This window comes from Stutzerimonas stutzeri, assembly GCF_002890895.1.
GTDB classification, from domain to species: domain Bacteria; phylum Pseudomonadota; class Gammaproteobacteria; order Pseudomonadales; family Pseudomonadaceae; genus Stutzerimonas; species Stutzerimonas stutzeri_AB.
Map to the genome: position 1 here is coordinate 157,095 of NZ_POUL01000004.1, position 25,189 is coordinate 182,283.

At 57.0% G+C, this 25,189-nt stretch carries 27 protein-coding genes and 4 tRNA genes; 20 read left to right on the top strand and 11 right to left on the bottom strand.

Features of this window, described 5'->3' with window-relative positions; all coding sequences use genetic code 11:
* Nucleotides 1–6: 6 nt before the first annotated feature.
* Together CXK96_RS09065 and CXK96_RS09070 are read right to left on the bottom strand one after the other, a co-directional pair.
* Nucleotides 7–1,302 carry an OmpP1/FadL family transporter gene (locus CXK96_RS09065; RefSeq protein ID WP_102836146.1) on the bottom strand — a complete coding sequence of 432 codons (1,296 nt, stop codon included), beginning with the start codon at nucleotides 1,300–1,302 and terminating at the stop codon, nucleotides 7–9.
* Between the two features lie 174 nt (nucleotides 1,303–1,476).
* A complete protein-coding gene (locus tag CXK96_RS09070; RefSeq protein ID WP_102836147.1) occupies nucleotides 1,477–2,322 on the bottom strand; it encodes a sulfurtransferase in 846 nt (281 codons plus the stop codon).
* A 146-nt stretch (nucleotides 2,323–2,468) separates the two neighbouring features.
* Here CXK96_RS09070 and rnd point away from each other — a divergent pair, with 146 nt between their 5' ends.
* The 11 genes from rnd to CXK96_RS09125 all read left to right on the top strand — a co-directional run bounded on the left by rnd (nucleotide 2,469) and on the right by CXK96_RS09125 (nucleotide 11,845).
* Nucleotides 2,469–3,593: a ribonuclease D gene (gene rnd / locus CXK96_RS09075; protein ID WP_102836148.1), complete on the top strand. Its 1,125-nt coding sequence runs from the start codon at nucleotides 2,469–2,471 to the stop codon at nucleotides 3,591–3,593.
* Nucleotides 3,590–3,883: a YcgL domain-containing protein gene (locus CXK96_RS09080; RefSeq protein WP_102836149.1), complete on the top strand. Its 294-nt coding sequence runs from the start codon at nucleotides 3,590–3,592 to the stop codon at nucleotides 3,881–3,883. Before rnd ends, CXK96_RS09080 begins: the two co-directional genes overlap by 4 nt.
* A 121-nt stretch (nucleotides 3,884–4,004) precedes the next feature.
* On the top strand, nucleotides 4,005–4,454 hold the full coding sequence (locus tag CXK96_RS09085) for a YcgN family cysteine cluster protein (RefSeq protein ID WP_102836411.1): 450 nt from the start codon (nucleotides 4,005–4,007) through the stop codon (nucleotides 4,452–4,454).
* Nucleotides 4,455–4,506: 52 nt separating this feature from the next.
* Nucleotides 4,507–5,733, top strand: coding sequence for a hypothetical protein (locus CXK96_RS09090; protein WP_102836150.1), 1,227 nt, complete (start codon nucleotides 4,507–4,509; stop codon nucleotides 5,731–5,733).
* 64 nt (nucleotides 5,734–5,797) lie between these two features.
* The gene (gene ltaE / locus CXK96_RS09095) at nucleotides 5,798–6,802 is read left to right on the top strand and encodes a low-specificity L-threonine aldolase (protein ID WP_102836151.1); all 1,005 of its coding nucleotides are present in this window, start codon (nucleotides 5,798–5,800) and stop codon (nucleotides 6,800–6,802) included.
* A gap of 179 nt (nucleotides 6,803–6,981) precedes the next feature.
* Nucleotides 6,982–9,606 carry an alanine--tRNA ligase gene (gene alaS, locus CXK96_RS09100; protein ID WP_102836152.1) on the top strand — a complete coding sequence of 875 codons (2,625 nt, stop codon included), beginning with the start codon at nucleotides 6,982–6,984 and terminating at the stop codon, nucleotides 9,604–9,606.
* Nucleotides 9,607–9,757: 151 nt separating this feature from the next.
* A complete protein-coding gene (locus CXK96_RS09105) occupies nucleotides 9,758–10,993 on the top strand; it encodes an aspartate kinase (RefSeq protein WP_102836153.1) in 1,236 nt (411 codons plus the stop codon).
* Between the two features lie 179 nt (nucleotides 10,994–11,172).
* The gene (gene csrA, locus CXK96_RS09110) at nucleotides 11,173–11,358 is read left to right on the top strand and encodes a carbon storage regulator CsrA (protein WP_003283978.1); all 186 of its coding nucleotides are present in this window, start codon (nucleotides 11,173–11,175) and stop codon (nucleotides 11,356–11,358) included.
* A gap of 62 nt (nucleotides 11,359–11,420) precedes the next feature.
* Nucleotides 11,421–11,511, top strand: a tRNA-Ser gene (locus CXK96_RS09115).
* A 111-nt stretch (nucleotides 11,512–11,622) separates the two neighbouring features.
* Nucleotides 11,623–11,699 (top strand) — tRNA-Arg (locus tag CXK96_RS09120).
* Between the two features lie 69 nt (nucleotides 11,700–11,768).
* Nucleotides 11,769–11,845: transfer RNA gene (locus CXK96_RS09125), tRNA-Arg, on the top strand.
* Between the two features lie 55 nt (nucleotides 11,846–11,900).
* On the opposite strand, the gene CXK96_RS09130 is transcribed toward CXK96_RS09125, so the two are convergent.
* Complete coding sequence (locus tag CXK96_RS09130) at nucleotides 11,901–12,551, bottom strand: DUF4124 domain-containing protein (protein WP_336442439.1); 651 nt, start codon at nucleotides 12,549–12,551, stop codon at nucleotides 11,901–11,903.
* Nucleotides 12,552–12,702: 151 nt separating this feature from the next.
* Here CXK96_RS09130 and mgtE point away from each other — a divergent pair, with 151 nt between their 5' ends.
* The 4 genes from mgtE (at nucleotide 12,703) to CXK96_RS09150 (ending at nucleotide 17,482) form a co-directional block, all read left to right on the top strand.
* Entirely contained in the window at nucleotides 12,703–14,151 is a 1,449-nt protein-coding gene (gene mgtE / locus CXK96_RS09135; RefSeq protein WP_102836155.1) for a magnesium transporter, read from the top strand.
* 137 nt (nucleotides 14,152–14,288) lie between these two features.
* A complete protein-coding gene (locus CXK96_RS09140; RefSeq protein WP_102836156.1) occupies nucleotides 14,289–14,531 on the top strand; it encodes an OadG family protein in 243 nt (80 codons plus the stop codon).
* Nucleotides 14,532–14,553: 22 nt separating this feature from the next.
* Nucleotides 14,554–16,335: a sodium-extruding oxaloacetate decarboxylase subunit alpha gene (gene oadA / locus CXK96_RS09145; protein WP_102836157.1), complete on the top strand. Its 1,782-nt coding sequence runs from the start codon at nucleotides 14,554–14,556 to the stop codon at nucleotides 16,333–16,335.
* Between the two features lie 10 nt (nucleotides 16,336–16,345).
* Entirely contained in the window at nucleotides 16,346–17,482 is a 1,137-nt protein-coding gene (locus tag CXK96_RS09150) for a sodium ion-translocating decarboxylase subunit beta (RefSeq protein WP_102836158.1), read from the top strand.
* A 193-nt stretch (nucleotides 17,483–17,675) separates the two neighbouring features.
* Here the strand turns inward: CXK96_RS09150 and CXK96_RS09155 are convergent, their stop codons facing one another.
* The 4 genes from CXK96_RS09155 to CXK96_RS09170 form a co-directional block, all read right to left on the bottom strand.
* Nucleotides 17,676–18,002 (bottom strand): Arc family DNA-binding protein, encoded by a 327-nt coding sequence (locus CXK96_RS09155; protein WP_019342837.1) that lies wholly within the window; start codon nucleotides 18,000–18,002, stop codon nucleotides 17,676–17,678.
* Between the two features lie 215 nt (nucleotides 18,003–18,217).
* Nucleotides 18,218–18,400, bottom strand: coding sequence for a PA3371 family protein (locus CXK96_RS09160; RefSeq protein WP_102836159.1), 183 nt, complete (start codon nucleotides 18,398–18,400; stop codon nucleotides 18,218–18,220).
* 38 nt (nucleotides 18,401–18,438) lie between these two features.
* Nucleotides 18,439–18,642, bottom strand: coding sequence for a hypothetical protein (locus CXK96_RS09165; protein ID WP_102836160.1), 204 nt, complete (start codon nucleotides 18,640–18,642; stop codon nucleotides 18,439–18,441).
* 11 nt (nucleotides 18,643–18,653) lie between these two features.
* Complete coding sequence (locus CXK96_RS09170) at nucleotides 18,654–18,932, bottom strand: hypothetical protein (protein WP_102836161.1); 279 nt, start codon at nucleotides 18,930–18,932, stop codon at nucleotides 18,654–18,656.
* On the opposite strand from CXK96_RS09170, the gene CXK96_RS09175 reads away from it, so the two are divergent.
* Nucleotides 18,905–18,981, top strand: a tRNA-Arg gene (locus CXK96_RS09175). The two genes, CXK96_RS09170 and CXK96_RS09175, sit on opposite strands and share 28 nt — an antisense overlap.
* 665 nt (nucleotides 18,982–19,646) lie before the next feature.
* On the opposite strand, the gene CXK96_RS09180 is transcribed toward CXK96_RS09175, so the two are convergent.
* From CXK96_RS09180 to flgA, 4 genes are all read right to left on the bottom strand, one after another.
* On the bottom strand, nucleotides 19,647–20,396 hold the full coding sequence (locus tag CXK96_RS09180; RefSeq protein WP_102836162.1) for a flagellar brake protein: 750 nt from the start codon (nucleotides 20,394–20,396) through the stop codon (nucleotides 19,647–19,649).
* Between the two features lie 73 nt (nucleotides 20,397–20,469).
* A complete protein-coding gene (locus CXK96_RS09185) occupies nucleotides 20,470–20,940 on the bottom strand; it encodes a flagella synthesis protein FlgN (protein WP_102836163.1) in 471 nt (156 codons plus the stop codon).
* A 44-nt stretch (nucleotides 20,941–20,984) separates the two neighbouring features.
* The gene (gene flgM / locus CXK96_RS09190) at nucleotides 20,985–21,314 is read right to left on the bottom strand and encodes a flagellar biosynthesis anti-sigma factor FlgM (protein ID WP_102836164.1); all 330 of its coding nucleotides are present in this window, start codon (nucleotides 21,312–21,314) and stop codon (nucleotides 20,985–20,987) included.
* A 105-nt stretch (nucleotides 21,315–21,419) separates the two neighbouring features.
* The gene (gene flgA / locus CXK96_RS09195) at nucleotides 21,420–22,172 is read right to left on the bottom strand and encodes a flagellar basal body P-ring formation chaperone FlgA (protein ID WP_102836165.1); all 753 of its coding nucleotides are present in this window, start codon (nucleotides 22,170–22,172) and stop codon (nucleotides 21,420–21,422) included.
* A gap of 151 nt (nucleotides 22,173–22,323) precedes the next feature.
* On the opposite strand from flgA, the gene CXK96_RS09200 reads away from it, so the two are divergent.
* From CXK96_RS09200 to flgC, 4 genes are all read left to right on the top strand, one after another.
* The gene (locus CXK96_RS09200) at nucleotides 22,324–23,256 is read left to right on the top strand and encodes a chemotaxis protein CheV (protein ID WP_102836166.1); all 933 of its coding nucleotides are present in this window, start codon (nucleotides 22,324–22,326) and stop codon (nucleotides 23,254–23,256) included.
* Nucleotides 23,257–23,293: 37 nt separating this feature from the next.
* Nucleotides 23,294–24,118, top strand: coding sequence for a protein-glutamate O-methyltransferase CheR (gene cheR, locus CXK96_RS09205; protein WP_102836167.1), 825 nt, complete (start codon nucleotides 23,294–23,296; stop codon nucleotides 24,116–24,118).
* A gap of 201 nt (nucleotides 24,119–24,319) precedes the next feature.
* A complete protein-coding gene (flgB, locus tag CXK96_RS09210) occupies nucleotides 24,320–24,724 on the top strand; it encodes a flagellar basal body rod protein FlgB (protein ID WP_045426025.1) in 405 nt (134 codons plus the stop codon).
* Between the two features lie 14 nt (nucleotides 24,725–24,738).
* Nucleotides 24,739–25,182, top strand: a complete 444-nt coding sequence (gene flgC, locus CXK96_RS09215) for a flagellar basal body rod protein FlgC (RefSeq protein WP_102836168.1) — start codon at nucleotides 24,739–24,741, stop codon at nucleotides 25,180–25,182.
* Nucleotides 25,183–25,189 lie beyond the last annotated feature (7 nt).

The window sequence follows — 25,189 nt, forward strand, 5'->3', positions numbered from 1 at the left end:
GGTGCATCAGAAGCGGTAGGTCATGGCAGCGCCGAAACCGTGAGCGCTGTTTTCGTAGGTGGCGTTGTAGACGCCTTTGGATGGATGGTCACGGCGGACTGTTGTCTCCTCTTCCCATAGATATGAATAGGCGAGGTCAACCGTAACGTCGTCTGAGGGGTTCCAAGCCAGACCAAAGCTCACTGCTGTGCGGTCGCCAGTTGGAATACGAGGTGACCGATGCGTGTTATTGGTTGGGCTTTGATCGAAAGCAAGACCTGTGCGCAAAGTCCATTCTTTGTTCACCTTGTAAGCAGCACCTAGCGCGTACGACCAAGTGTCATGCCAGTCCTGCTCCTCAATGATAGGGTTGAGCGAACCTGACGGAAGGCCTTCATTTTCGATCACGATCGCCTCGAAGCGGCTCCAGCGGGTCAGCATCGCGCCAGCATACATCGTCCACTGATCGTTGAGTTCATGGGTGACAGAGACGTCAATCGCTTCGGGCGTGGTCAGGTCGAGGGATGCATCGTACGTGCCGGCCATGCCCAGCTGATTGAACCCTTCTTTGAGTTCAGTATCTCCCTCTAGGGTATATTCGACCTTAGAGCGATAAGCCAAACCCATACGGGTATGCGGCGTAAGTTCATAAAGGATGCCAGCATTGAAACCAACAGCAGTGTCGTCACCTTTGACCTTTACACGCCCATCATTTGACCCAAGGCTCAACGGGTTGATTGTGGCGCTCTGTAATTCGCCGTCGATGCGGTTGATCGTCGGGCCGAAGCCGACCGACAATTTTTCGTTGAAGCGATAGCTCACGGTTGGCTGTACGGTGATAACACGCACTTCGCTGTAGTCGCCATGATAGCGTCCCTGAAAACCACTCTCGTAGTCGGCAATGACGCCGAACGGTACGTACACGCCCACGCCAACTGCCCACTTGTCATCAATCGGTTTGACGTAGTAGCCCATCGGTACAGCGGTGAAGGGAACCATATCGCCATCATTGCTGCCGTCGAACGGAACGCGGGCGTTACCTAGCTGTTGTATTTGTGGTGATGCTGCAGATGCATCACTGATATCCGTATTGGCATTGATAGCCGCCATACCGAAACTGACTTCTTCACGCTTCAGGCGCGACATCCCTGCTGGGTTGCCAAATAGTGTGGACGCGTCATCGGCAGAAGAAGAGCGACCGGCGAACGAGGTGCCCATGCCGCTGATGCTTTGTTCGTTGAGGGCGAAGCCGGCAGCCATGGCCTGAGTGGAAAGGGCGCCTACGGCTACTGCAATCGCGGTCTTCAACCATGTTTTTTTCATTGTTGTACTCCAGGGGAAAAAGCGGCTCGGACCCTATCAAGCTTCTCTGATTCGTCGCAAACGAAAGAGTGCAATTTTTCGTAAAGCGCGACGATCGGCGCCGATAAGCGGTCGAATAGCAGATAAAAGCCATCAGGCCTGGTTTGACCATGCGGTCATATTTTGCTGCTTGGGTCAGGCCACGGGGCGCCCAGGATCGGTGATCCACTCGCTCCATGAGCCTGGGTACAGTTTGGCTAGTGGGTAGCCGGCCAGACACAAGGCAAACAGGTTATGACAGGCCGTTACGCCAGATCCGCAGTAAGCCACGACAGTGTCTGCTGGCTGATCGGTCAGTAACCGTTCGAATCGTGAGCGCAGCTCGTCGGGGCAGAGAAAGTGCCCCGTGGCATCAAGGTTTTCAGCGAACGGCACACAGCGAGCGCCAGGAATGTGTCCGGCCACGGGGTCGATCGGTTCGAGCTCGCCGAGAAATCGGGGTAGGGCACGAGCATCGATCAAGGTCAGGCCTGGCTGCCCCAGGCGTTCCGTCAGCTGTTGTGCAGAGAACAGCAGATCTTCGTCGGGCGTACCGTCAAACTGGCCTGGCTGACGATCTGCCATTTCTTCGGTTACCAGCCCGCCAGCCTCACACCAGGCTTTGAAACCCCCATCCAGTAAATAAACACCGCTGCGTTTGCCTAGCCATGCCAGTAGCCACCATGCCCGCGCGGCGAATGCGCCAGGGCCATCGTCGTAGAGCACGACCTCGCTGTCATTGTTCAGGCCTGCAGCGCGAAGGCGTGCGATCAGATGCTCCGGCTGCGGCAACGGATGTCGACCAGTCTGGCCGCGAGCTACTGGGCCTGAGAGATCCTTTTCCAGATCGAGAAAGCGCGCCCCGGGGATATGCGACTGCTCATAGCTGCGCCTACCTTGATCAGCGTCTTCGAGCGCGAACCGACAATCCAGAATGCACAGGTTTGGCTCCGAGCGTCGTGCGGTCAGTTCAGCGGGGTCGATCAGTTGAGCAAGTGGCATGGCAGGTCTCCGTGCGGATTTTGCGGGAACGTTATCACGCAGGCCGGCGTGGCCGATCAAAGCGCTGCGAATACGAGGGCGCGATATATACTGCGTGCCTTTTCGCCCGCTCGTCGGTCGTAACACCGAACAACAAGGAGGGCCTAGTGGCCATCGAAACTCAATGGGTGCTGGATGATGCGCAACTGACCCGACTTTGTTCCGAGTGGCGCCAGCTGCCTTATGTAGCGGTGGACACAGAGTTCATGCGGGTCGATACGTTTTACCCGATCGCCGCGCTGCTGCAGGTCGGTGACGGGCGTTGTGCCTATCTGATCGACCCGTTGTTGATTACCGATTGGTCTGCGTTTGCGGGTTTGCTGACGGACTCGTCGGTCGTGAAAGTCCTGCATGCCTGCAGCGAGGATCTGGAAGTTCTCTGGCGGCTTACCGGTAACCTGCCGGTGCCGTTGTTCGATACGCAACTTGCCGCCGGCTATCTGAACATCGGATTCTCAATGGGCTACTCGCGGTTGGTGCAGAGCGTGCTGAACATCGAGCTGCCAAAAGGTGAGACCCGTTCCGATTGGCTTCAGCGGCCGTTGAGTGAGATGCAGGTGCGCTACGCAGCCGAAGACGCACAGCACCTGGCGGAGTTGTACGAGGTGCTGCTGCCAAAGCTGTCCGACGAAAAGCGTGCTTGGGTGTTGGAGGATGGTGCGGAGCTGGTCGCCAATCTACAGCGTGAAACCGATCCTGACGAAGCCTACCGTGAGGTCAAACAGGCTTGGCGCCTCAAACCGCGTCAGCTTGCAGTGCTGCGAGTCCTGACGGCCTGGCGTGAGCGGCAGGCGCGAGCACGTAATCAGCCGCGCAATCGGGTGCTACGTGAGCACAGCCTGTGGCCGCTGGCGCGCACCCAGCCGACTGATCTTGTAAGCCTGGCGCGTATCGATGACATGCACCCGCGCACGGTGCGCCAGGATGGCGAGACTTTGCTCGAACTGATCCGTACGGCCGCCTCTACGCCCGAGCAGGACTGGCCGCAATCTTTACCGGAGCCGTTGCCACTCGATGCGTCGGGACTGCTGAAAAAACTACGTGCTGTCGGTCAGCGGGAAGCCCAAGTCATGGACATCGCACCGGAACTGATGCTGCGCAAGAAGGTGCTGGAAGCCTTGTTGAAAACCGGATATCCCGACGGTCCTTACGAACTGCCTGATTCGCTGCGTGGTTGGCGTCGTGAACGAATGGGGCAGGCCCTTCTCGAAGTGCTGGAAGAGAAATCATGAAACGCATCTGCTCCATTTATAGAAGCCCGCGCAAGAGCGGGATGTACCTGTACGTCGAGCGCAGCGAAGCGCTCGCCCGGGTCCCTGAAGCCCTGCTTGCGGCCTTCGGCCCGCCGCAGCTTGCCTTTGATGTCGTCCTTACGCCTGAACGCAAGTTGGCGCAGGAGGACATTGCGACGGTGCTCGATAACCTCGAGAAGCAAGGTTATCACCTGCAGATGCCGCCGCCCGAGGAGGAGTATATCGAGCACTTGCCGGAAGAATTACTCCGGCGAAATGACCCGATGTAGAGCTCTGGGCTGGCGGCCGCTGGTCGGCTTTACGCTACCTTAACCGCTCCGAACTTCCCCGTGCTTGGCCAGCTCCTCGGCAGTGGCTAGACTCGCAACTTTCCTTGAGATGGCTATTTTCATGGCGGCAAAAGTCGAACCTTTCTGGATGCGCAAGACTCTGGCCGAGCTGGACGCGGCCGAGTGGGAGTCGCTGTGCGACGGCTGTGGCCTGTGCTGCCTGCAAAAGCTCGAGGATGAAGAGGATGGCAGCGTCTATTACACCCGGATCGCCTGCAAACTGCTTGATCTGAAAAGTTGTCGATGCACTGACTATCCTAATCGCCGCGCCAGTGTTCCTGACTGTGTCCAGCTGACAGCTAAAGACGCGGCGCAATTCAAATGGTTGCCGCCAACCTGCGGCTATCGCCTCGTAGCTGAAGGCAAGGATCTTCCGCTTTGGCATCATCTGGTGTGTGGCGATCCGGATGCCGTACATGCCGAGCGAATTTCCCAGTCGGGCCGTATGATCGCCGAAGGCTCCGTGGCTGACGAAGACTGGGAAGATCATCTGATATTCCGGGCCGGTTGAATCTACTTCGACCCGCGTCGTCATAGCACTGAACCCAATCTGGAGCCGCTCGATGCCCCGCCGTCAGTTACCGCTGCTTGCCGTTCTGTTGCTCTCATTCGTGACGCCACTTCAAGCGGCCAAACGGGTCGATCTGGACTACACCGTCAAGTTCGTTCCCGAACAGGATGCGGCAGAAGTGGAGCTCCTCCTTGAGGATGGCAGCGCCGTTAAGTCTCTCGATCTGAATCTCGGCGAGGAAGGTGCCTACAGCGATTTCCAAACCGATGGAGAAAGCAGCTGGGAGCAGCAGGGTGGTCGCGGTGTCTGGCGGCCCGCGCCTGGCAAGGCGCGGCTGAATTACCGGGTCAAGATCAGTCATCAGCGCAAGAGCGGCCGCTTCGATGCGCGGATGACCGACGACTGGGCATTGCTGCGCGGAGACGATCTGGTGCCTGCCGGTCGGCTTGACCAGCAGGATGGCGTCAGGCTGGTTTCTCGACTGCAGTTCGAGCTGCCGGCAGGTTGGAAGAGCGTAGAGACCGGCTGGCCACGTATCGGCAAGAATCGCTTCCGCATTGACAATCCAGAGCGCCTTTTTGATCGCCCGACCGGCTGGGTTCTTGCCGGCAAGCTAGGCAGCCGCCGCGCCCAATTGGGCGAGACTGATGTATCGGTGTCAGGTCCGGTGGGCGAGGGGCTGCGCAGGATGGATATCCTCACCTTGCTGACCTTCGTCTGGCCTGAAATGCAGAATGTATTCCCGCGCGATCCCGGAAAACTATTGGTTGTCGGGGCTGGTGACCCGATGTGGCGTGGAGGCTTGTCTGGCCCTAACTCGCTGTTCATGCACGCCGACCGGCCATTGGTCAGTGAGAATGGCACCAGTTCGCTGGTGCACGAGCTGGTTCATGTGTTCAGCCGAATCTCCGATGCAGACCGCAGTGACTGGATCAGCGAAGGGCTGGCCGAGTACTACGCAATCGAACTGATGCGCCGCGCCGGCGGCATGAGCGAGGATCGCTACCAGGCGGTCAGGGACCACCTGACCAAATGGAGTCGCAAGGTCGATAGTCTACGTACCGAGCGATCCAGTGGCCCGATCACAGCCAGAGCTGTGCTGCTGCTACAGGAGCTTGACCGGGAGATTCGCCAGCGCAGCAAGGGCCGCCACTCGCTGGATGACGTTGCACGGGGCTTGATGCGCCTGGACCGGGTAACCACTGAAGACTTCATCGATATCACTGAAACCATGTTGGGTGGTGGGTCGAAGGTTCTGGATACTCGGTTGTTGCGTTAAGGTCGTCCCGGCTGCACAGGCGGCGTGTGACCTGTGGACGAATCCATTCGGGTAAGGATCTTTGATGAATCTGATTGATCTTCGCAGCGATACGGTCACGCAGCCCACCTCTGCGATGCGCGAGGCCATGCTGGGTGCCGTCACCGGCGATGATGTGTATGGCGAGGATCCTACGGTCCGCAAGCTGGAGGAGAGCCTGGCGGCGCAGCTGGGATTACAGGCTGGATTGTTTGTCCCCAGCGGAACCATGAGCAATCTGTTGGCGCTGATGGCGCATTGCGAGCGGGGCGACGAGTACATCGCCGGTCAGTTGGCCCACGCTTACAAATACGAGGCAGGCGGCGCGGCGGTGCTTGGTTCGATCCAGCCGCAGCCTGTCGAGATGGAACCGGATGGTTCGTTGGATCTGGCGCGCGTCGCGGCTGCAATCAAACCGGATGACTTCCATTTCGCCCGCACGCGTTTGCTAGCTCTGGAAAACACCATGCATGGCAAAGTCCTGCCGCTCGCCTACTTGGCAGAGGCTAGAGCATTCACGTATGAGCGTGGACTCGCTCTTCATCTGGATGGCGCTCGACTGTTCAATGCAGTGGTCAAGTTGGGTTGCACGGCAGAAGACATCGGCCGCCATTTCGATTCGGTGTCGGTGTGTTTGTCCAAGGGGTTGGGTGCGCCTGTCGGTTCGGTGCTATGCGGTGAGGAAGCCTTTATCGCCAAGGCTAGGCGGCTGCGTAAAATGGTCGGCGGTGGCATGCGTCAGGCCGGCGTGCTGGCAGCAGCAGGGCTCTACGCGCTGGATCATCAGGTGCAGCGCCTCACCGAGGATCACCAGCGAGCGCATGACATCGCGAAAGGCTTGGTAGCGCTGGGCTATAGCGTCGAGCCGGTCCAGACCAACATGGTATACGTCGATATGGGCGATCGTGCGGCGTCGCTCAAAGCGTTTTGCTCGGGGCGCGGAATCGTCCTCACGGCCGCGCCTCGATTGCGGCTGGTAACGCACATGGATGTATTGCCCGAGCATGTCGAGCCAATTCTTGAAACCTTCGCCGCCTTCCTCAAGGCATAGGTTCGAATCGCTGTCGAATAGCTTGATTCAATCTTATTTATCCTCTATGCGCGCGGCAAAGGGCCGATATAATGCGGCCCTTTGCCGGCTATCCGTATGGTTAGCTGTGAACCGGCTCCCGGTGCCGCCTCGCCGCGTCGTTTTGCAGCCGTTCGGCCGCAGTCCTCTGGAAGAGATCTATGAAAAGCGCAGAAATCCGTGAAGCCTTCCTCCGCTTCTTCGAAGAGAAGGGCCACACCCGTGTGGCCTCTAGTTCGCTGATTCCCGCGAACGATCCGACCCTGTTGTTCACCAATGCCGGCATGAATCAGTTCAAGGACTGCTTCCTCGGGCTGGAAAAACGCGCCTACACCCGCGCAGCCACCAGTCAGAAGTGCGTGCGCGCCGGCGGTAAGCACAACGATCTGGAGAACGTCGGCTACACCGCGCGCCATCACACCTTCTTCGAAATGCTCGGCAACTTCAGTTTTGGCGATTATTTCAAGCGCGATGCGATCAACTACGCTTGGGAATTCCTGACGTCTGACAAGTGGCTGAAGCTGCCCAAAGAAAAGCTCTGGGTTACCGTCTACGCCAGCGACGACGAAGCTTATGACATCTGGACGAAAGAAGTAGGCGTGCCGGCCGAGCGCATGGTCCGCATCGGTGATAACAAGGGTGCGCCGTACGCCTCAGACAATTTCTGGGCAATGGGCGATACCGGGCCCTGTGGCCCATGTACCGAGATCTTTTTCGACCACGGCGACCACATATGGGGCGGGCCTCCGGGTTCGCCGGAAGAAGACGGCGACCGTTACATCGAGATCTGGAACAACGTATTCATGCAGTTCAATCGCACCGCCGATGGTGTGATGCATCCGCTGCCGGCTCCGAGTGTCGATACCGGCATGGGGCTGGAGCGCATCAGTGCTGTGCTGCAGCACGTCAATTCGAACTACGAGATCGACCTTTTTCAGAGTCTTTTGAATGCAGCTGCTCAGGCCATTGGCTGCAGCAACGACGGTCAGGCTTCGCTCAAGGTTGTGGCCGATCACATTCGTTCCTGCGGCTTCCTGATCGCCGACGGCGTGACGCCTTCCAATGAAGGACGCGGCTACGTGCTTCGCCGTATCGTTCGGCGTGCCTGCCGTCATGGCAACAAGCTCGGCGCCAAGGGCAGCTTCTTTTACAAGCTCGTCGCCGCATTGGCAGCGGAAATGGGCGATGCCTTTTCCGAATTGAGGACCCTGCAGGCGCACATCGAGCGCGTGCTGAAGACTGAAGAAGAGCAGTTCGCCAAAACCCTTGAGCAGGGCCTGAAAATTCTCGAACAGGATCTGGCTGACCTTCAGGGTTCCGTGATTCCTGGTGACGTGATCTTCAAGCTGTATGACACCTACGGCTTTCCTGTCGACCTGACCGGCGACATTGCGCGTGAGCGCGAGTTGACGCTCGACGAAGAAGGGTTCGAGCGTGAAATGGAGGCGCAGCGTGAGCGGGCGCGTTCGGCCAGTGCCTTCGGCATGGACTACAACAGTCTGGTCAAGGTCGAGGGTGAAACGCGTTTCACGGGTTATATGGGTACCTCCGGCAGCGGCAAGGTGCTGGCGTTGTTCAAGGAAGGCATTGCTGTACAGAGCCTGTCGGCAGGCGAGGAGGGTGTGGTCGTTCTCGACGAGACGCCGTTCTACGCCGAATCCGGCGGGCAGGCCGGCGACTGCGGATACCTTTCGGCAGATGACCTGCGCTTCGATGTGCGCGACACCAGCAAGGCCGGTGGTGCGTTCCTGCATCACGGCATCCTGGACAGTGGCAATCTGCAGGTGGGTGCGACCGTAGATGCGACGGTCGACTCTTCCGTGCGCCAATCCACGGCGCTGAACCACTCTGCGACTCACCTCTTGCACGCAGCGCTGCGCCAGATGCTTGGTGAGCACGTGAGTCAGAAAGGCTCGCTGGTCGACAGTCAGCGGCTGCGCTTTGACTTCAGCCATTTCGAGGCGATCAAGCCCGAACAGCTGAAGGCGCTCGAAGACAAGGTCAACGCCGAGATCCGTAACAATTCGGCAGTTGAGACTGAGGAAACCGACATCGAGACGGCTAAGAGCAAGGGTGCGATGGCGCTGTTCGGCGAAAAGTACGGCGATCAGGTGCGCGTGTTGACCATGGGGGGCGGTTTCTCTGTCGAGCTGTGCGGCGGGACTCATGTCAAACGGACCGGCGACATAGGCTTGTTCAAGATCGTCAGTGAAGGTGGTGTGGCTGCAGGCGTTCGGCGCATCGAAGCGGTCACTGGCGAGCAGGCGCTAGCCTATCTGAACCGTGCCGAGGAGCAGTTGAAAGAGGTTGCCGGCTTGGTAAAAGGCAGCCGTGACAATTTGCTAGACAAGCTGGGCGCGATGCTCGAACGCAACCGCCAGCTGGAAAAGGAATTGGAGCAGCTCAAGGCTAAAGCGGCCAGTGCTACTGGCAATGATCTGGCCAGCGCCGCCGTGGACGTTAAAGGCGTGAAAACCTTGGCCGCTCGCATTGATGGTTTGGACGGCAAGGCGCTCCTGGCCTTGGTGGATCAATTGAAAAACAAGCTCGGCAGTGGCGTCATTCTGCTCGGCGGCGTGCAGGACGAAAAAATTGTGCTCGTGGCTGGCGTTACGCAGGATCTCACCGGCCGTTTGAAGGCTGGTGAACTGATGAAGCAGGCTGCTGCGGTTGTTGGCGGCAAAGGCGGCGGTCGCCCGGATATGGCACAAGGCGGTGGGAGCGATGTGAGTCGCCTCGACGAAGCATTAGCCATCGCCGAGGGGTTCGTCGCGAACGGCTTGTAAGCAGGGGAGTGCCAGGTTCGCCTGGCCGCAAGGGACTGTTGGTTCGGTGCCTGTGTCGAATCTGAGCCTGGTCGGGCCGATGTCGTTAGCACTACGTGATGCTGGCTGGAATGATTAACAAGCGCCCTTGACGGGCTTAGGCGGCGATGAGATGGCTTTGATCGTACAAAAGTTTGGAGGTACCTCGGTTGGCTCCGTCGAGCGCATCGAGCAAGTAGCGGCGAAGGTCAAAAAGTTCCGCGAAAAAGGCGACGATATAGTCGTAGTGGTCTCGGCCATGAGCGGGGAGACCAATCGGCTCATTGATCTGGCTAAGCAGATCAGCGAGCAACCTGTGGCCCGCGAGCTGGACGTGATGGTGTCTACAGGGGAGCAGGTGACTATTGCTCTGCTGGCGATGGCGCTGATCAAGATCGGTGTGCCTGCCGTGTCCTATACAGGCAGCCAGGTTCGCATTCTGACCGACAGCGCCCATACCAAGGCGCGCATCCTCCAGATCGATTCGCAGCAGATCCAGAAAGAGCTCAAGGCCGGGCGTGTCGTCGTCGTGGCCGGTTTCCAGGGCGTGGACGAAAGCGGCAACATCACCACCCTTGGTCGTGGCGGCTCAGATACCACCGGTGTAGCGCTGGCCGCTGCGCTGAAGGCTGACGAGTGCCAGATATATACCGACGTCGATGGGGTTTACACGACTGACCCGCGTGTTGTTGCCAAGGCTCAGCGTCTGGACAAAATCACGTTTGAAGAGATGCTCGAGATGGCGAGTCTCGGCTCCAAGGTCTTGCAGATCCGCGCCGTGGAGTTTGCCGGCAAGTACAGCGTACCGTTGCGTGTGCTGCACAGTTTTCAAGAGGGTCCAGGAACCCTCATTACCCTTGATGAAGAGGAATCCATGGAACAGCCCATCATTTCCGGCATCGCGTTCAATCGTGACGAAGCCAAGCTGACTATTCGTGGCGTGCCGGATACTCCGGGGGTGGCCTTCAAGATTCTCGGGCCGATCAGCGCGGCGAATGTCGAGGTAGACATGATCGTGCAGAACGTCTCGCACGATAACACCACGGATTTCACCTTCACTGTTCACCGCAATGACTATCACAACGCGCTGCAAGTGCTGGAAGGCATTGCTCGCGATATGGGCGCTCGCGAAGTCGTAGGCGACACCGAGATAGCCAAGGTGTCGATTGTCGGCGTAGGCATGCGCTCTCATGCTGGCGTTGCCAGCCGCATGTTTGAAGCGCTGGCGAAGGAAAACATCAACATACAGATGATCTCTACTTCAGAGATCAAAGTGTCGGTTGTGATCGAGGAAAAGTACCTTGAGCTGGCGGTGCGGGCGTTGCATACCGCGTTTGAGCTGGATGCGCCTGCGGGCAAGGGAGAATGACGCGCTAAGTGCGACTGATTCGAGCCTTCCGTCGATTTCGCCGGGGCTGAAGGAACTTTAGAGTCGTTGTTACTGGTCAATAGCTGGTGAAAGGCTCTAGGTCGATGTTTCACGGAACATTATCCGTCTTTATCTTTGCAGACTGTTTACTGAATTGAATCCGTTTTAAGGAGAAAGGAATGCTGATTCTGACTCGCCGGGTCGGAGAGACCCTGATGGTGGGTGACGATGTGACTGTCACTGTGCTGGGTGTCAAAGGAAATCAAGTGCGCATAGGAGTGAATGCACCCAAAGAGGTAGCGGTGCATCGCGAGGAGATTTATCAACGGATCCAGAAAGAAAAAGATCAAGAACCAAGCCATTAATATTTATGTGATTTTTGGCTTTGCAAGCGGGGCGAAGATGGGTATCATGCGCCCCGTGTTGCGGAGAGGTGGCCGAGTGGCCGAAGGCGCTCCCCTGCTAAGGGAGTACATCTCAAAAGGGTGTCGGGGGTTCGAATCCCCCCCTCTCCGCCATTTTGCATAGTTTGGTTGTGGGTCGGTTTTGCGGTGCGGTTTGATGGTAAATCATTGAGCTAAAAGAGCTTGACCAAAAGATTCACAAACTTATAATGCGCACCCTCAAGTGCACTCATAGCTCAGCTGGATAGAGTACTCGGCTACGAACCGAGCGGTCGGAGGTTCGAATCCTCCTGAGTGCACCACTTTTAGAGAATCCCAGAAATGTGGTTCTTTGTTGTAGCCAGCGGTGATCTGGTTTATCAATCGCTTATGCACTCATAGCTCAGCTGGATAGAGTACTCGGCTACGAACCGAGCGGTCGGAGGTTCGAATCCTCCTGAGTGCACCAAAAACGAAAAGGGCCTGCAGCGATGCAGGCCCTTTTTCGTTTGGGAGTCAGCGCTTTAGCGCTTTCCCTGAACGCAGCCGTGCTCGTCGAAACTGATGGTCTGCGTTCGGCCCGTTTTGCTGCTGTAACGATACTGTACGCGGCCATTGCGGCTGGTGACCGTGTCGGGTTTGCCGAAGGTGCTATCGATATCGTTGCGGGTCATGCCTGGACGAACCTGCTGTTTAATCAACGCATCTCGTCTTGCGCGTCCGATTATGCGGTTTCCGCATCCATCATCCTGCGCGCCGACCACGATAAGGCTTCGAGTCAGCTCTTCCGTTCGGCGCTTGCGTTGTTTTGAGGGATTGGCCAACGGTACCGCTTTGCCGGAACTAGGCGTAGGGTTTACGGCTTCCTGGCGCTGTGCCGACTGATCGATCGGACACCCCTGTCGAGTAAAGGTAACGTGGCCTGCGGCATCACTGCAGCGATAGATGCTTGCGGCGAATGTCGGGGCGGTCGAGAGGAGCAGGGCGCAGCAGCTTCCTGTAATCAGTTTGTTCATGGTCGTCCTCCTTGACGATAGGTTGGCCCAGCCTAGCCAAATACTTCTTGGCTCGCAGTGGTGCCTTTCCGCAACGTGATTGCGTCCACATTGATAGCGCGCGATCCCTCTGTGGCTACGCGCAAGCGATTGTATTGCCTGTATTTCGCGGTCGTGCATCGCGGTTGCGGTGGTATTATTGCGCGGTCCGCCCTTCGGGCTCCTGGATCCCCCTCATGGATTTGCCCAGTAGTCGTGTAAAACCTTCGCTTGCCAATCAATTTTTGAATGATTGATCCCCTGGTGCGCTCCGCTGGGGGTGGAGTGCGCCATGACTGAAGTAGAAGCAAAAAAGCCGCAGGAAAGTCTCCAGGATCGTCTGGCGCAAGTCGTCGAGCTGCTCCATCGCCACAGGATCGTAGAAGATCTGGCGCATCGTCAGAGCCAGGAAGGGCAGCATCAGGATCCTGTCGAGAATCTGGTGCATCGCCAGAACCTCGTTGAGCTGCAGCGCAAGCTCGAGGCGTTACACCCCGCGGATATCGCTCATATCCTTGAAGCCTTACCCCTTGATGACCGGCTGACCGTCTGGCAACTGGTCAAGTCCGATCGCGACGGCGACATTCTGCTCGAGGTCTCCGACGCGGTTCGCGAGACGCTGATCGCCGACATGGATGACCACGAGCTTCTTGCGGCGGCCAAGGAAATGGACGCTGACGAGCTGGCCGACCTGGCGGCCGAATTGCCCCGAGACGTTGTTCACGAGCTGATGGAAACGCTCGATGCGCAACAGCGTGAGCGTGTCCGCTCGGCGCTGTCCTATGAGGAGGATCAGGTCGGCGCGCTGATGGACTTCGAGATGGTCACCATTCGAGAGGATGTGAGCCTGGAAGTCGTGCTGCGGTATCTACGGCGGCTCAAAGAGCTGCCCGGTCATACCGACAAGTTGTTCGTTGTCGATTACGACGGCGTGCTCAAGGGTGTTCTGCCGATCAAGCGATTGCTGGTCAATGATCCGGAGCGGCATGTGGCTGAGGTGATGGCCAGTGATCCGGTGACCTTTCATCCGGATGAGGATGCTTATGAGGCGGCCCAGGCATTCGAGCGCTACGACTTGGTATCGACGCCGGTCGTGGACAAGAGCGGCAAGCTGATCGGGCGTCTGACCATCGATGAGATGGTGGACCTGATCCGCGAGGAGAGCGAAAGCGAAGTGCTCAACATGGCGGGTCTGCGCGAAGAAGAAGATATCTTCGCCTCTGTGTGGAAATCGCTGCGCAACCGTTGGGCCTGGCTGGCAGTCAATCTCGTTACCGCCTTTGTTGCTTCACGCGTCATCGGTCTATTCGATGGTTCAATCGAGAGGCTGGTTGCATTGGCGGCGCTGATGCCGATAGTCGCAGGCATAGGCGGTAATTCAGGCAATCAGACTATCACCATGATCGTGAGGGCAATGGCTCTTGATCAGATGGGTACTGGTAACAGCGCTCGCTTACTGCGTAAGGAAGCGGGTGTCGGGATGCTGAATGGCTTGATATGGGGTGGAGTTATCGGCGTCGTGGTCTACTGGCTATACGGAAGCTGGTCGCTGGGGGTAGTCATGACTGCAGCAATGACGCTCAATCTTCTACTGGCGGCCTTGATGGGGGTGCTGATCCCGGTGACTTTAGCGCGAATGGGGCGAGACCCAGCGCTGGGTGCCAGTGTCATGATCACTGCTGTAACCGACAGTGGTGGTTTCTTTATATTTCTCGGGCTCGCAACGATTTTTCTTCTCTGACCCGCCCCTCCTGCGTCGACTTGGCGTTTGCCTTGCGCCTGTTGTTCAGGCTACTGTTCTGAGGTTTCGCACTAGCGAAGGCCCCAACTTGAAGCGAATAACAGGCGGCTCGAGCCGCTGATAGAAAGGGAATCCCGATGACCCCCAGCGAACTCCTCCTTGAAGGCGTCGAACTTATGCTGTTCGGCTTAGGTTCCGTTTTTGTCTTCCTCGTTTTGTTGATTGCCTGCATTCGCCTGATGTCTGTTGTGATCGCCCGCTTCGACAGTGCGCCCACCGCTCAGTCGGCTTCCAGCGAACCCGCTGTGGCTGAAGTGGATGCCGATGTCATTACGGCAATCCAGACCGCTATCCATCAGCACCGCGCTCGTCGTGGTTGATTCAGAACAGGGAGTTCCCCTCATGACATCTGTCAAACAACCGCTCGGCATTACCGATGTGGTGCTTCGTGATGCGCATCAATCCATTCTGGCCACCCGCGTTCGTCTTGAAGACATGCTGCCGATTGCCGCCAAGCTAGATCAGGTTGGCTTCTGGTCCGTCGAATCCTGGGGTGGGGCGACCTTCGATTCCTGTATTCGCTATCTTGGTGAAGACCCTTGGGAGCGCATTCGCGAACTGAAGAAAGCGATGCCTAATACCCGGCAGCAAATGCTGCTGCGTGGCCAGAACCTGTTGGGCTATCGGCATTACGCCGATGACGTGGTCGAAAAATTTGTTGAGCGCGCGGCGATCAACGGCGTTGACGTGTTTCGTGTGTTCGATGCCATGAACGATCCGCGCAACCTGGAAACCGCTCTGCGAGCGGTCAAGCTGCAGGGCAAGCACGCACAAGGCACCATTTCCTACACGACCAGCCCGGTGCATACCCTGCAAATGTGGGTCGACCTGGCAAAGCAGATCGAGGACATGGGCGCCGACTCGGTGGCGATCAAGGACATGGCCGGCATTCTTACGCCATATATGGCCTACGAGCTGGTCTCGCGGTTGAAGGCAGGTCTGTCTATTCCGATTCATATGCAGTGTCACGCCACGGCGGGCCTGTCTACGGCGGCTATTCTGAAGGCTGTCGAAGCAGGTATTGATAACGTCGATACAGCCATTTCCTCGCTCTCGATGACCTATGGACATTCGCCAACCGAGTCGGTGGTGGCCATTTTCCAGGGCACCGAGCGTGACACAGGGCTTGATCTTTTGCTGCTGGAGGAAATCGCTGCGTACTTCCGGGAGGTGCGCAAGAAGTACGCAAAGTTCGAAGGCACGCTCAAGGGTGTCGACTCGCGCATTCTCGTGGCGCAGGTGCCAGGCGGCATGTTGACCAACATGGAAGGCCAATTGAAGGAGCAGGGAGCTCTCGACAAGTTTGATGAGGTGCTCGCTGAGATTCCTCGTGTTCGTGAAGATCTCGGGTTCATTCCGTTGGTAACGCCGACTTCTCAGATCGTCGGGACCCAGGCAGTCATCAACGTGCTCACCGGTGAGCGTTTCAAGTCCATCACCAAGGAAACCGCGGGCATCCTTAAGGGTGAATACGGCGCCGCACCGGCCCCTTTCAATGCTGAACTGCAGCGGCGCGTTCTTGATGGTGCTGACGTCATTACCTGCCGCCCTGCTGATCTTCTACAGCCGGAAATGGAAAAGCTGACGGCGGAGTTGAAAGGACTGGCCCAGGAGAAAGGCATCAAGCTTGCTTCGAACGAGATTGATGACGTCCTCACTTATGCATTGTTTCCTCAGATAGGCCTCAAGTTTCTTGAAAACCGGGGCAACGCCTCTGCTTTCGAGCCGGTGCCGACTGGCAAGGAACAGGCGCCGCGCGCAGCAGGCGTGCCTGAAACTTACACGGTCGAAGTTAACGGTAAGTCGTTCGTCGTCCAGGTCAACGAGGGTGGCGATATCGAGGGGATCAAGGCGGTCGGCGGTGGGGCAGGCGTCCCGCAAACAGCTACTAGCGCACCGGTCTCCGGTGCAGGCGAGCCTCAGCCGGCTCCGTTGGCTGGCAACATCTTCAAGGTCCTCGTGCAGCCCGGTCAGCTCGTTCAGGAGGGGGACCTGGTGATCATCCTCGAGGCCATGAAAATGGAGACTGAAATCCGTGCGTTCAAAGCCGGCACCGTCTCAGGTGTGAGCGTTAAGGTCGGCGACGCGGTGTCGGTGGGCGATAGCCTGCTGACCATCGCTTAAGGAGCACTGAATGGATAAGTTGCTCAAGCTTTGGCACAGCACAGGTCTCTATCACATTGAGCCTGGTCAGCTGCTGATGATCGTGGTGTGCCTGGGACTGATCTATCTTGCGATTCGCAAGGGGTTCGAGCCCTTGCTGCTAATCCCTATCGGATTTGGAGGGGTGCTAGCCAATATTCCCGTCGCCAACATGGCCGAGGGGGCAGGGATCCTCCATCTTTTCTACGAAGTTGGTTTGCCGACCAGTGTGTTCCCGCTATTGATCTTCATGGGCGTCGGTGCGATGACCGACTTCGGGCCAATGCTGGCGAATCCGAAGACGTTGCTTCTTGGCGCAGCGGCGCAGTTCGGTATTTTCGCCACCTTGCTTGGCGCTTTGTCGCTGGCCGCAATGGGGGTTCCGGGCATGGAGTTCACCCTGCGCGAGGCTGCTTCGATTGCAATTATCGGCGGTGCAGACGGCCCGACCTCGATTTTCGTAACGGCAAAGCTCGCGCCGCATCTGCTGGGGCCCATCGCTGTCGCAGCCTACTCTTACATGGCGCTGGTGCCGTTGATTCAGCCGCCCATCATGCGTGCACTGACGACGAAGGAGGAGCGCGCCATTGTCATGACGCAGCTGCGCCATGTCGGTCAGACAGAAAAGATCGTCTTTCCGCTCATGCTTGCTCTTATGGTTGGTTTGCTATTGCCGGATGCCGCGCCGCTGGTGGGGATGTTCGCGTTCGGTAACCTGTTGCGCGAATGTGGGGTCGTGGATCGTCTGGCCGACACTTCACGTAATGCGCTGATCAACATCGTGACCATTGCGCTGGGGCTAACTGTCGGCTCCAAGCTGTCCGCCGAAGCCTTCCTGCAGATGAAGACCCTTGGGATCCTACTGCTTGGTATGGTTGCCTTCTGTGGCGGTACGGCGGCGGGTGTGCTTATGGCGAAGGTTATGAATATCTTCAGCACAAACAAGATCAATCCGCTGATTGGATCGGCAGGTGTGTCGGCGGTGCCAATGGCGGCGCGAGTGTCGAATAAGGTGGGGCTAGAAGCGAACCCGCAGAACTTCTTGCTCATGCATGCCATGGGGCCGAACGTAGCGGGGGTCATTGGCTCAGCGGTCGCCGCGGGAATTCTGCTCAGCTTTGTTGGCTAGCGCTTCGGTTGATGTGTGGCTACGGGCAGCGAGAACTGAAGGATGCCTGCGCTGAAAGCGCAGGCATCTTGCGTTTTCATGTCCCGCATAAGCCCAAAGTATTGCCTAGCTGGGCAGTAAGATTTTGCCAAAAGCAATTGCCCTGACTGCTGTCAGGGCAATTACTTTACGCTGCTCATTAGTACTGAGCGGATCAATCTTCTTCTTTTGCAGCTTCGGCATCTTGCGCTATGAGTGCGATCAAGGCGTTTTGCTGGCGGTGGGCCAGTTGGCGAAAACGCTGAAGCAACTCGCGCTCATGCAGCGTTAGCTCTGGGCTGTCCAGCCGCATTGCTGAATCATCGTCAAGCGCACCTTCCTGCAGAAGGCTTTGCTCCAGCCGCGCAATGATCTCCGAATTCATGCTGCGATGATGGTTTCGCGCAACCTCTGCGATACGCTCTCGCATGCCGTCTGGGAGGCGAACCACGAATTTGTCAGCCGTGCGGCTGGAGTAAACTGCCTGCTTCATTGGGCGCATATTAAACCGGATAGTCAGGTGGGCGATGGTGGCTTATTGCCGTTCTAGTCACCGGTCTGACACCAAACAGCACATGCTGTTCCGCGACCTGCGAAAAAGTTGCCGGACAACTTAATGACGCCAATTATACGGCGTACAAAAAAGGAGTAAAGCCGATTGTGGTGGCTAATGGCCTTTATGTGATCCAGCGCTTGTCTCGTCCGCATAATCGACCGCTAGCGCAGCACTGGATCGAACTTGAAGCGTCGGCCTACCAGTAGCGTAATCGCAAACAGCACTGCGAAGACCACCGAACCGGTTGTGACGAGCGTATCCCAGAAGTTCGGAAGCGTAGAGCCGATACTAAGCGCACCGCACAGCACGCCGAGCACAAAGAATAGATATCCATAAATCGACACTCTTAATCTCCTATAGAACCGCGTGCAGCAATCTACGTTTAAAAGACCCAGCGTTGTGCTTGAGTAGGTTTGATCAGCGCGTTGCCGCTGATGGTGCTCGCAGGCACCGAAAGTCTTGGAGTGGTCGCCTGGGAGGTATTCGACAGCGTCTGCATTGGCTCCGCATCTGGGAAGTTCTCGAGAAGCGGGATCGCGGCAGCGGCCAAGACGGCAGTGCTGAGTAAGTAGGCTGGGCGTAGCATTGGCGTCTCCTTCACTTAACGTTCAGGTAATTAAGCACCTCCCATGCCAATGGCGTTCGGAAATAAAACCTTTGTAAATCAAATACATGCCGATGAATATCGAAGATGCGCAATGCGCTTTGCAAGATTGCTTGAGTCAAGGTCATGCAAATTGCAAGGCGAGCGATGTGCTGCTTCAGTTCGGTGTGCATGTAGTTGTCTGATGCATCATGGGCGAGCATGACAAATGCGCCAAGGCTCGCTAACATGCTGCCGCCCGCGTGTCCCAGTAGCTCAATTGGATAGAGCATCCCCCTCCTAAGGGGAAGGTTGTGAGTTCGAACCTCGCCTGGGACGCCACATATCAGAGCGTTTTGTCCGTCGAAGCTTCTGGCAATTTCTGCAGCCTTTGCTTTGTCTGTCTCGCTGCTTGTCGCTGTCTTGAATGACACTATTCCCGCCTTCCTCATTCCAAACTATGCCCGGATGCGCCTGGCTGGCGCTGAATGCCAATCCGCCGGCTGCTCGAAAGGAAACTGCGCGGCCCTAGGGGTTCGTCGCAGCGGCGAATTAATACGTTGCTGACAAGTAGCGGGAGCTGCAAGGGATAGCCCCCATCACAGGCGCCGCCGATAGCTTCGTACGCTGTTTCAGCGGCTGGTCTGGTGGCGATGATGCAGTCCGTAGCGGACAGCTCAGCCGTTGTTGCGCAGCGTGGATATTCAGCGATCATATCCAGCCAGCAGTGCAACTGTGACGCCTGCCTTTGCGGTCGCGGTGTGATCTAGCAGAGAAGTCTGCGCCCGAGGTCTGCTGAGCGGATCTCAAGCTCTATGGGGTTGTCGCCGTGGGAGGGGTCGCTTGCTTGGAAAGCGTCGACTTATTGTGTGCTCGAAGTGGCTAACCGTCATAGTTAACCGCGAGCTGACGAGTCGGCCCACTGGCTGGGGATCTGGCTGTGCTGGATCCGGTAGGGAGGCCGGCTGCAGCTTCGATAAGAGCTATAGGCCGTGGTCTCAGCAGTATCAGCTAAATCGGTCGGTGACCTGGTCGCGTCGGGCTTCGCGCTGTAGTTGATAGACGAATCGTTCGACCTGCCGTTGCGTCAGGCCACTGATGCGGTAAAAGCGCATTCCGCAAAATGTCAGATCAAGTTTCTCGTCAAACACCACGTGCCTTAGCTCGGCTGCAGTTGTCACAACGCCAAACGGCAACTCCAAACGGAGCTGATCATATACCTGCCCTGACTGGAGGTTTGTTTGCAGGTTGCCTGGAAAGCTCAGCTTGCAACCCGTAGCTGACATGTCCAGCACCTTGCCTGCGAGATGCTTCTTGACCATCTTGCCGCTCAGTTCGGCAGCGATGGTCTGCCCGCTCAACGTGGCGCGATAGGCGTTCCGCCGCTGGTGGTAGAGAATCTCGTCGGGCAGAGGAACCCAATAGCAGCGCGCATCGTCCAGTTCGCCGATATGTGCTGGGTGTGGATTGTTCCAGGCAATCCGCACGCCTTCATAAAAGCCTTCAATTTGGAAAGCTTCTCCTGATGCCATCAGCCGCTCGCCATCACTAGGTATCAGCTCGTCTAATGCTAGCCAGCCCTTTTCACGGTTTATCTCAACCAGGTAGGTTTGATACCGCAGCGTGCGCTCGGCAAAGCGAAGCTGCAGAGGGATATGGTTGTCCAGCAGGGGGCGTAGATTCGCCTGAACTTCGACTGGAGTCTTGAGTATCTGAGGAGGCTGAGGGCCTTCACCCTCAGCGAAAGGACTAGACACTTGGCGTTGCTCTCCGGCATGTAACGACGTCAGCCGCATGATAGCACTATGATGTTGTTGTGCTGCGGATGGTTCAGGCCTGGCTGAGCGGGCGATGATGAGTGCTTTTGGCGGCGCTTCCGTGGCGATCGTATAGATCTGGGGTCGTTGTGGTTCCCTGCAAGACCTGCAGCATGGTGCCTACTGCGCTCTGGTTGGCGCGGATAAGTTTGCCGTTGCGTTCATTGGCTTTGCGGCAGTCTTCGAGAATGTCCTCCAGCTGTTCCGCCTGGATAAGGATCTCATCGCCTATTGCCGAGCCTGCGGCAAGCATCGCCAGGCCATTCCGGTCGGCGCTTAGCTGCGCCTTAGCCAATGCCTGGCTCCGTAGGGTGCCGTGCTGGCCCAGAAGTGCTAACAGTGCTTGCTTTTGCGTGAGCAGCTGCTCCAATCCCGCGAGATTTCGCTCAGCGAGTGCCAGGTATTCTGCATCGGTGAGCTCGAGTAGTGTTCGGGCGGTGCCGATATCGTCAGTCAGCTGCTGGAGCAATTCGGAATCTAGCATAGTGGCCTCTGTTGCACTCACGCCTGCTCGCATTGATGCCCAGCTCAGCGCTGGCTTTCGAATGACAGCAGCTTCGAAGCTACTCGCTGGCTGTCGACTTGATAGCTGCCATCGGCGATTGCTTGTTTGATCTGGGCGACACGCTCCTGATCAACAGCGGGCTGCTGACTCAGCTTTTCGGTTGTCTGCTGAAGACGCTGGGCTTCGGGGCTCAGCTGAACGCTTTCTCCCGATACGGAGCTGTTACCGGTGGTCTTCACTTCGTCAGCAGGAGCCTGCTGCGCGGTTGGTCGCTCTGTGTTTTGGACGCTGTTGCTCCGCGCATTGCTTGAAGAATTGACGGCGCTGTTAGGCCGGTTGAAATCGATAACCATGATCGAAACCTCGAATAAGTCAGGACGCTTGCCTGCTTTTCGGCAAATCCTCATGAAACTTTAGTCTTTTTTCATGCTAAGACCTGACGCCGCAGCGCCTCGTCCTCACATCGCCACTTCAACCTGCCCGGGGCCAGTGACGCGAGCTTTGATAGTTCGTCCGGATCGTTGGTTTTTGACTCGGATCTGACTGCCAAGTGCGCCATTGGAAAGGGCCTCACCTGGCATTCTTACATTTATCGTAGAGTTTTTCGCGCTGATTACCACCTGATCACCCTTTCGGACTATTTCAGCCGCGGATAAGTAAGTTGGTGGTAATACCTGATCGGGTAGGGCGCTGCGGGTGATTTTATTGCCCAGCACTTGATCGAACGATGTCAGATAGCCCTGGGTCAACAAGCCGACGTCGCGCTCGGCAAGGGCGACATCAGCGAGCTCGACGACGCTTTCGCGGGCCAAGGGCCGTCTGGCTACGATCACTTCGCGGAACAAATGCACCTGAGCAGGGACGAAAACGGACCAGGGTGACGTGCCTTCGCAGCTAACCCGCACGGTAGTGCGACCAACGGGTTGTGCCGGGCTTTCGAGTCTGGTCGTCAATGCTTGATCGCAAGCCGCCAGGCGCAGGCGCGGGTCAAGCCTGTTCAGTTCAATTTCATGGCGTGCTTTGATTTGGCTACTCTGTAAATAGTCAGTGACTTCACGCTCAAGAAAAGCGCGGGTCGCGTCGATAAGCTGTTCGGGGCGCGTGAAGCTCGCTGAAACAGCCAGCTGGTTCAGCAGGCATAAAGTTGCCAACAGGCCCAGTTGGCAAAGCGCCTTGCATGGATGCCGGAAAAAAGTCGTCTGTCTGTTCATGGCTTGCTCGAAGCAAGGGGCATGCCGTTTGCCGGTAACTAATGGCCGAGGCAGGCAAGGCGGGTCAGCAACTCAAATCAGGGCACTGCGCGCCAGATTGTCTGAGCTACAGATGTCTGCCTACCCATCTCACATACAAGAGGAAACTGGCATGGCCGGTGTATTGGATTCGGTTAACCAGCGTACCCAGCTAGTGGGGCAGAACCGTTTGGAGCTGCTGTTGTTCAGACTGGACGACAAGCAGCTCTATGGCATCAACGTATTCAAGGTCAAAGAGGTGCTGCAGTGCCCGCGGCTTACGGTCATGCCTCGGTCGAGCCCTGTTGTCAGAGGGGTGGCGAACATTCGGGGAAGTACGCTTTCCATCCTTGATCTATCCGCTGCCACTGGCAAACCCGTATTACAGGACTTGCCAAACAGCTTTGCCATCATCGTTGAGTACAACACGAAGGTGCTCGGTTTCCTTGTCCGCTCGGTGGAGCGGATAGTCAACATGAATTGGGAAGATATCCTTCCCCCGCCTAAAGGCGTGGGGCACGACCATTATTTGACTGCAGTGACCCATGTGGATCAGCAGATGGTCGAGATTATCGACGTTGAAAAAGTGCTAGCCGAAGTGGCGCCAGTGTCAGAGGTGCTCTCGGTCAGCATTGCAGATGAGGCGACCAGTAATAAGGCGTCCACCAGTCGAGTGTTGATTGTCGACGACTCGTCTGTCGCGCGAAAGCAGATCATGCGTTGTCTACAGAATCTGGGGATCGAAGTCGTTGCGCACAACGACGGAAGGCAGGCGCTGACTTATTTGCGAAAGCTGGTGGCGGAAGGCAAGAAGCCGTCTGACGAGTTCGTGATGATGATTTCCGATATCGAAATGCCAGAAATGGATGGCTATACACTGACGACCGAAGTGCGTCAGGATCCCGCAATGCGCGACATGCACATTCTCCTGCATACTTCGCTTTCCGGGGTGTTCAACCAGAGCATGGTCAAGCGGGTCGGTGCGGACGATTTTCTTGCCAAGTTTCAGGCGGACGATCTGGCCAATCGGGTCATAGAGCGGATCCGGACAACGGATAAGAAATGAGGCCTCGTCCTCTCAATTCGACTGGTGGGCAGTATTAGTGTCTGTTGATCCCGATTTCGATCAGTTTCGTGTTTTTCTCGAGAAGACCTGCGGCATCCTGCTGGGTACCAACAAGCAGTACCTGGTTTCGAGCCGGTTAAACAAGCTGATGGAGCAGCAGGGCCTCAAGAGCCTCGGTGACTTGGTCAGGAAGATCCAGGCTCAGCCGCGAAGCGGCCTGCGCGAGCAGGTCGTGGATGCGATGACGACCAATGAAACGCTCTGGTTTCGAGATACCTATCCGTTCGAGGTGTTGCGGAGCCGGGTTCTGCCTGATCTGTTGAAAGGCTCCCCGGGTCAGCGCTTGCGTATCTGGTCTGCCGCTTGTTCGTCGGGGCAGGAGCCTTACTCGCTTTCGATGACCATCGATGAGTACGAACGCAGCAGCCCTAGCCAGCCGAAAACGGCCATACAGATAGTGGCCACTGAATTGTCCGGGGCCATGCTTGCGGCATCCAAAGCGGCCGAATACGACAGTCTCGCCATTGCTCGCGGGTTGTCTAGCGAGCGTCTGCAGCGTTATTTCGATGTGAAAAGCCCGGGCCGTTGGATAGTCAAGCCGGCAGTCCGCAGTCGCGTCGAATTTCGTGTGCAAAACCTGCTCGACAGCTATGCGGTGCTCGGCAAGTTCGACGTGGTGTTCTGCCGCAACGTCCTTATTTATTTCTCCGCCGATGTTAAGAAAGACATCCTCAAGCGGATTCACGCAACGCTGAAGCCAGGCGGATACCTGTTTCTGGGAGCATCCGAAGCGCTGAACGGCCTTCCCGAGCTGTATCAGATGGTCCAGTGCAGCCCGGGCATTATCTATAAGGCCAAGTAGCCTTAATGTTTGCCGGACTAGCGGCAGGAATCTGTCGCTTCGGGCTTACTAAGCGGCAAAAGCATGGTCACGCTTTGCCGCTTTTGACGCGCAACCCAAGCCTTTCTAAAAAAAATCCTTATAGATCAGCTATTTGACAAAATGGCATGAGCTTTGCTGGTGGTTTGCTAAGCAGACTTGTATCCGGCAGAGGGCCAGATCATGAGCATCAGTTTCGACAAGGCACTTGGCATCCACGAGAAGGCACTCGGCTTTCGCGCTCAGCGCGCCGAAGTGCTGGCCAACAACATTGCCAACGCTGACACCCCCAATTACAAGGCGCGTGATCTGGATTTCAGCTCGGTTCTTGCTGCGCAGAACAGCAAGAATCAGGGCGGATTCGGCGTGGCCGTGACCAGCAGCAAACATATCGCTGCCGAAGGGATGGAAATTGCCGATCCTGGCTTGCGCTTCCGCACCCCTGCGCATGCGTCGCTCGATCAGAACACCGTAGATGCTCAGGTTGAACAGGCGGCTTACGCCGAGAATGCCATCGACTTCCAGGCGAGTTTTACCTTGCTCAACAGTAAGTTCCGGGGGCTGATGAGCGCCCTTCGCGGCGAATAAAAGGAGCGAAAATCATGTCCCTCAGCAGCGTTTTTAACATCGCCGGCAGCGGCATGAGTGCCCAAAGCACTCGCCTGAACACCATTTCCAGCAACATCGCCAACGCCGAAACAGTTTCATCCAGCGTTGACCAAACCTACCGTGCACGTCACCCGGTGTTCGCGACCATGCTGCAACAGGCTAACGGTTCACCGAACGAGTCGTTGTTCGCCGAACAGGATCAGGCGGGCGCAGGCGTTCAGGTACTTGGTGTCGTGGAAGACCAGAGCGAGCTGCAAGCTCGCTATGAGCCCAACCATCCTGCGGCGAACACCGAGGGCTACGTGTACTACCCAAACGTCAATGTGGTGGAAGAAATGGCCGACATGATTTCTGCCAGTCGTTCGTTCCAGACCAATGCCGAATTGATGAATACAGCCAAAACCATGCTGCAGAAAGTTCTGACCCTGGGCCAGTAACCCTAAC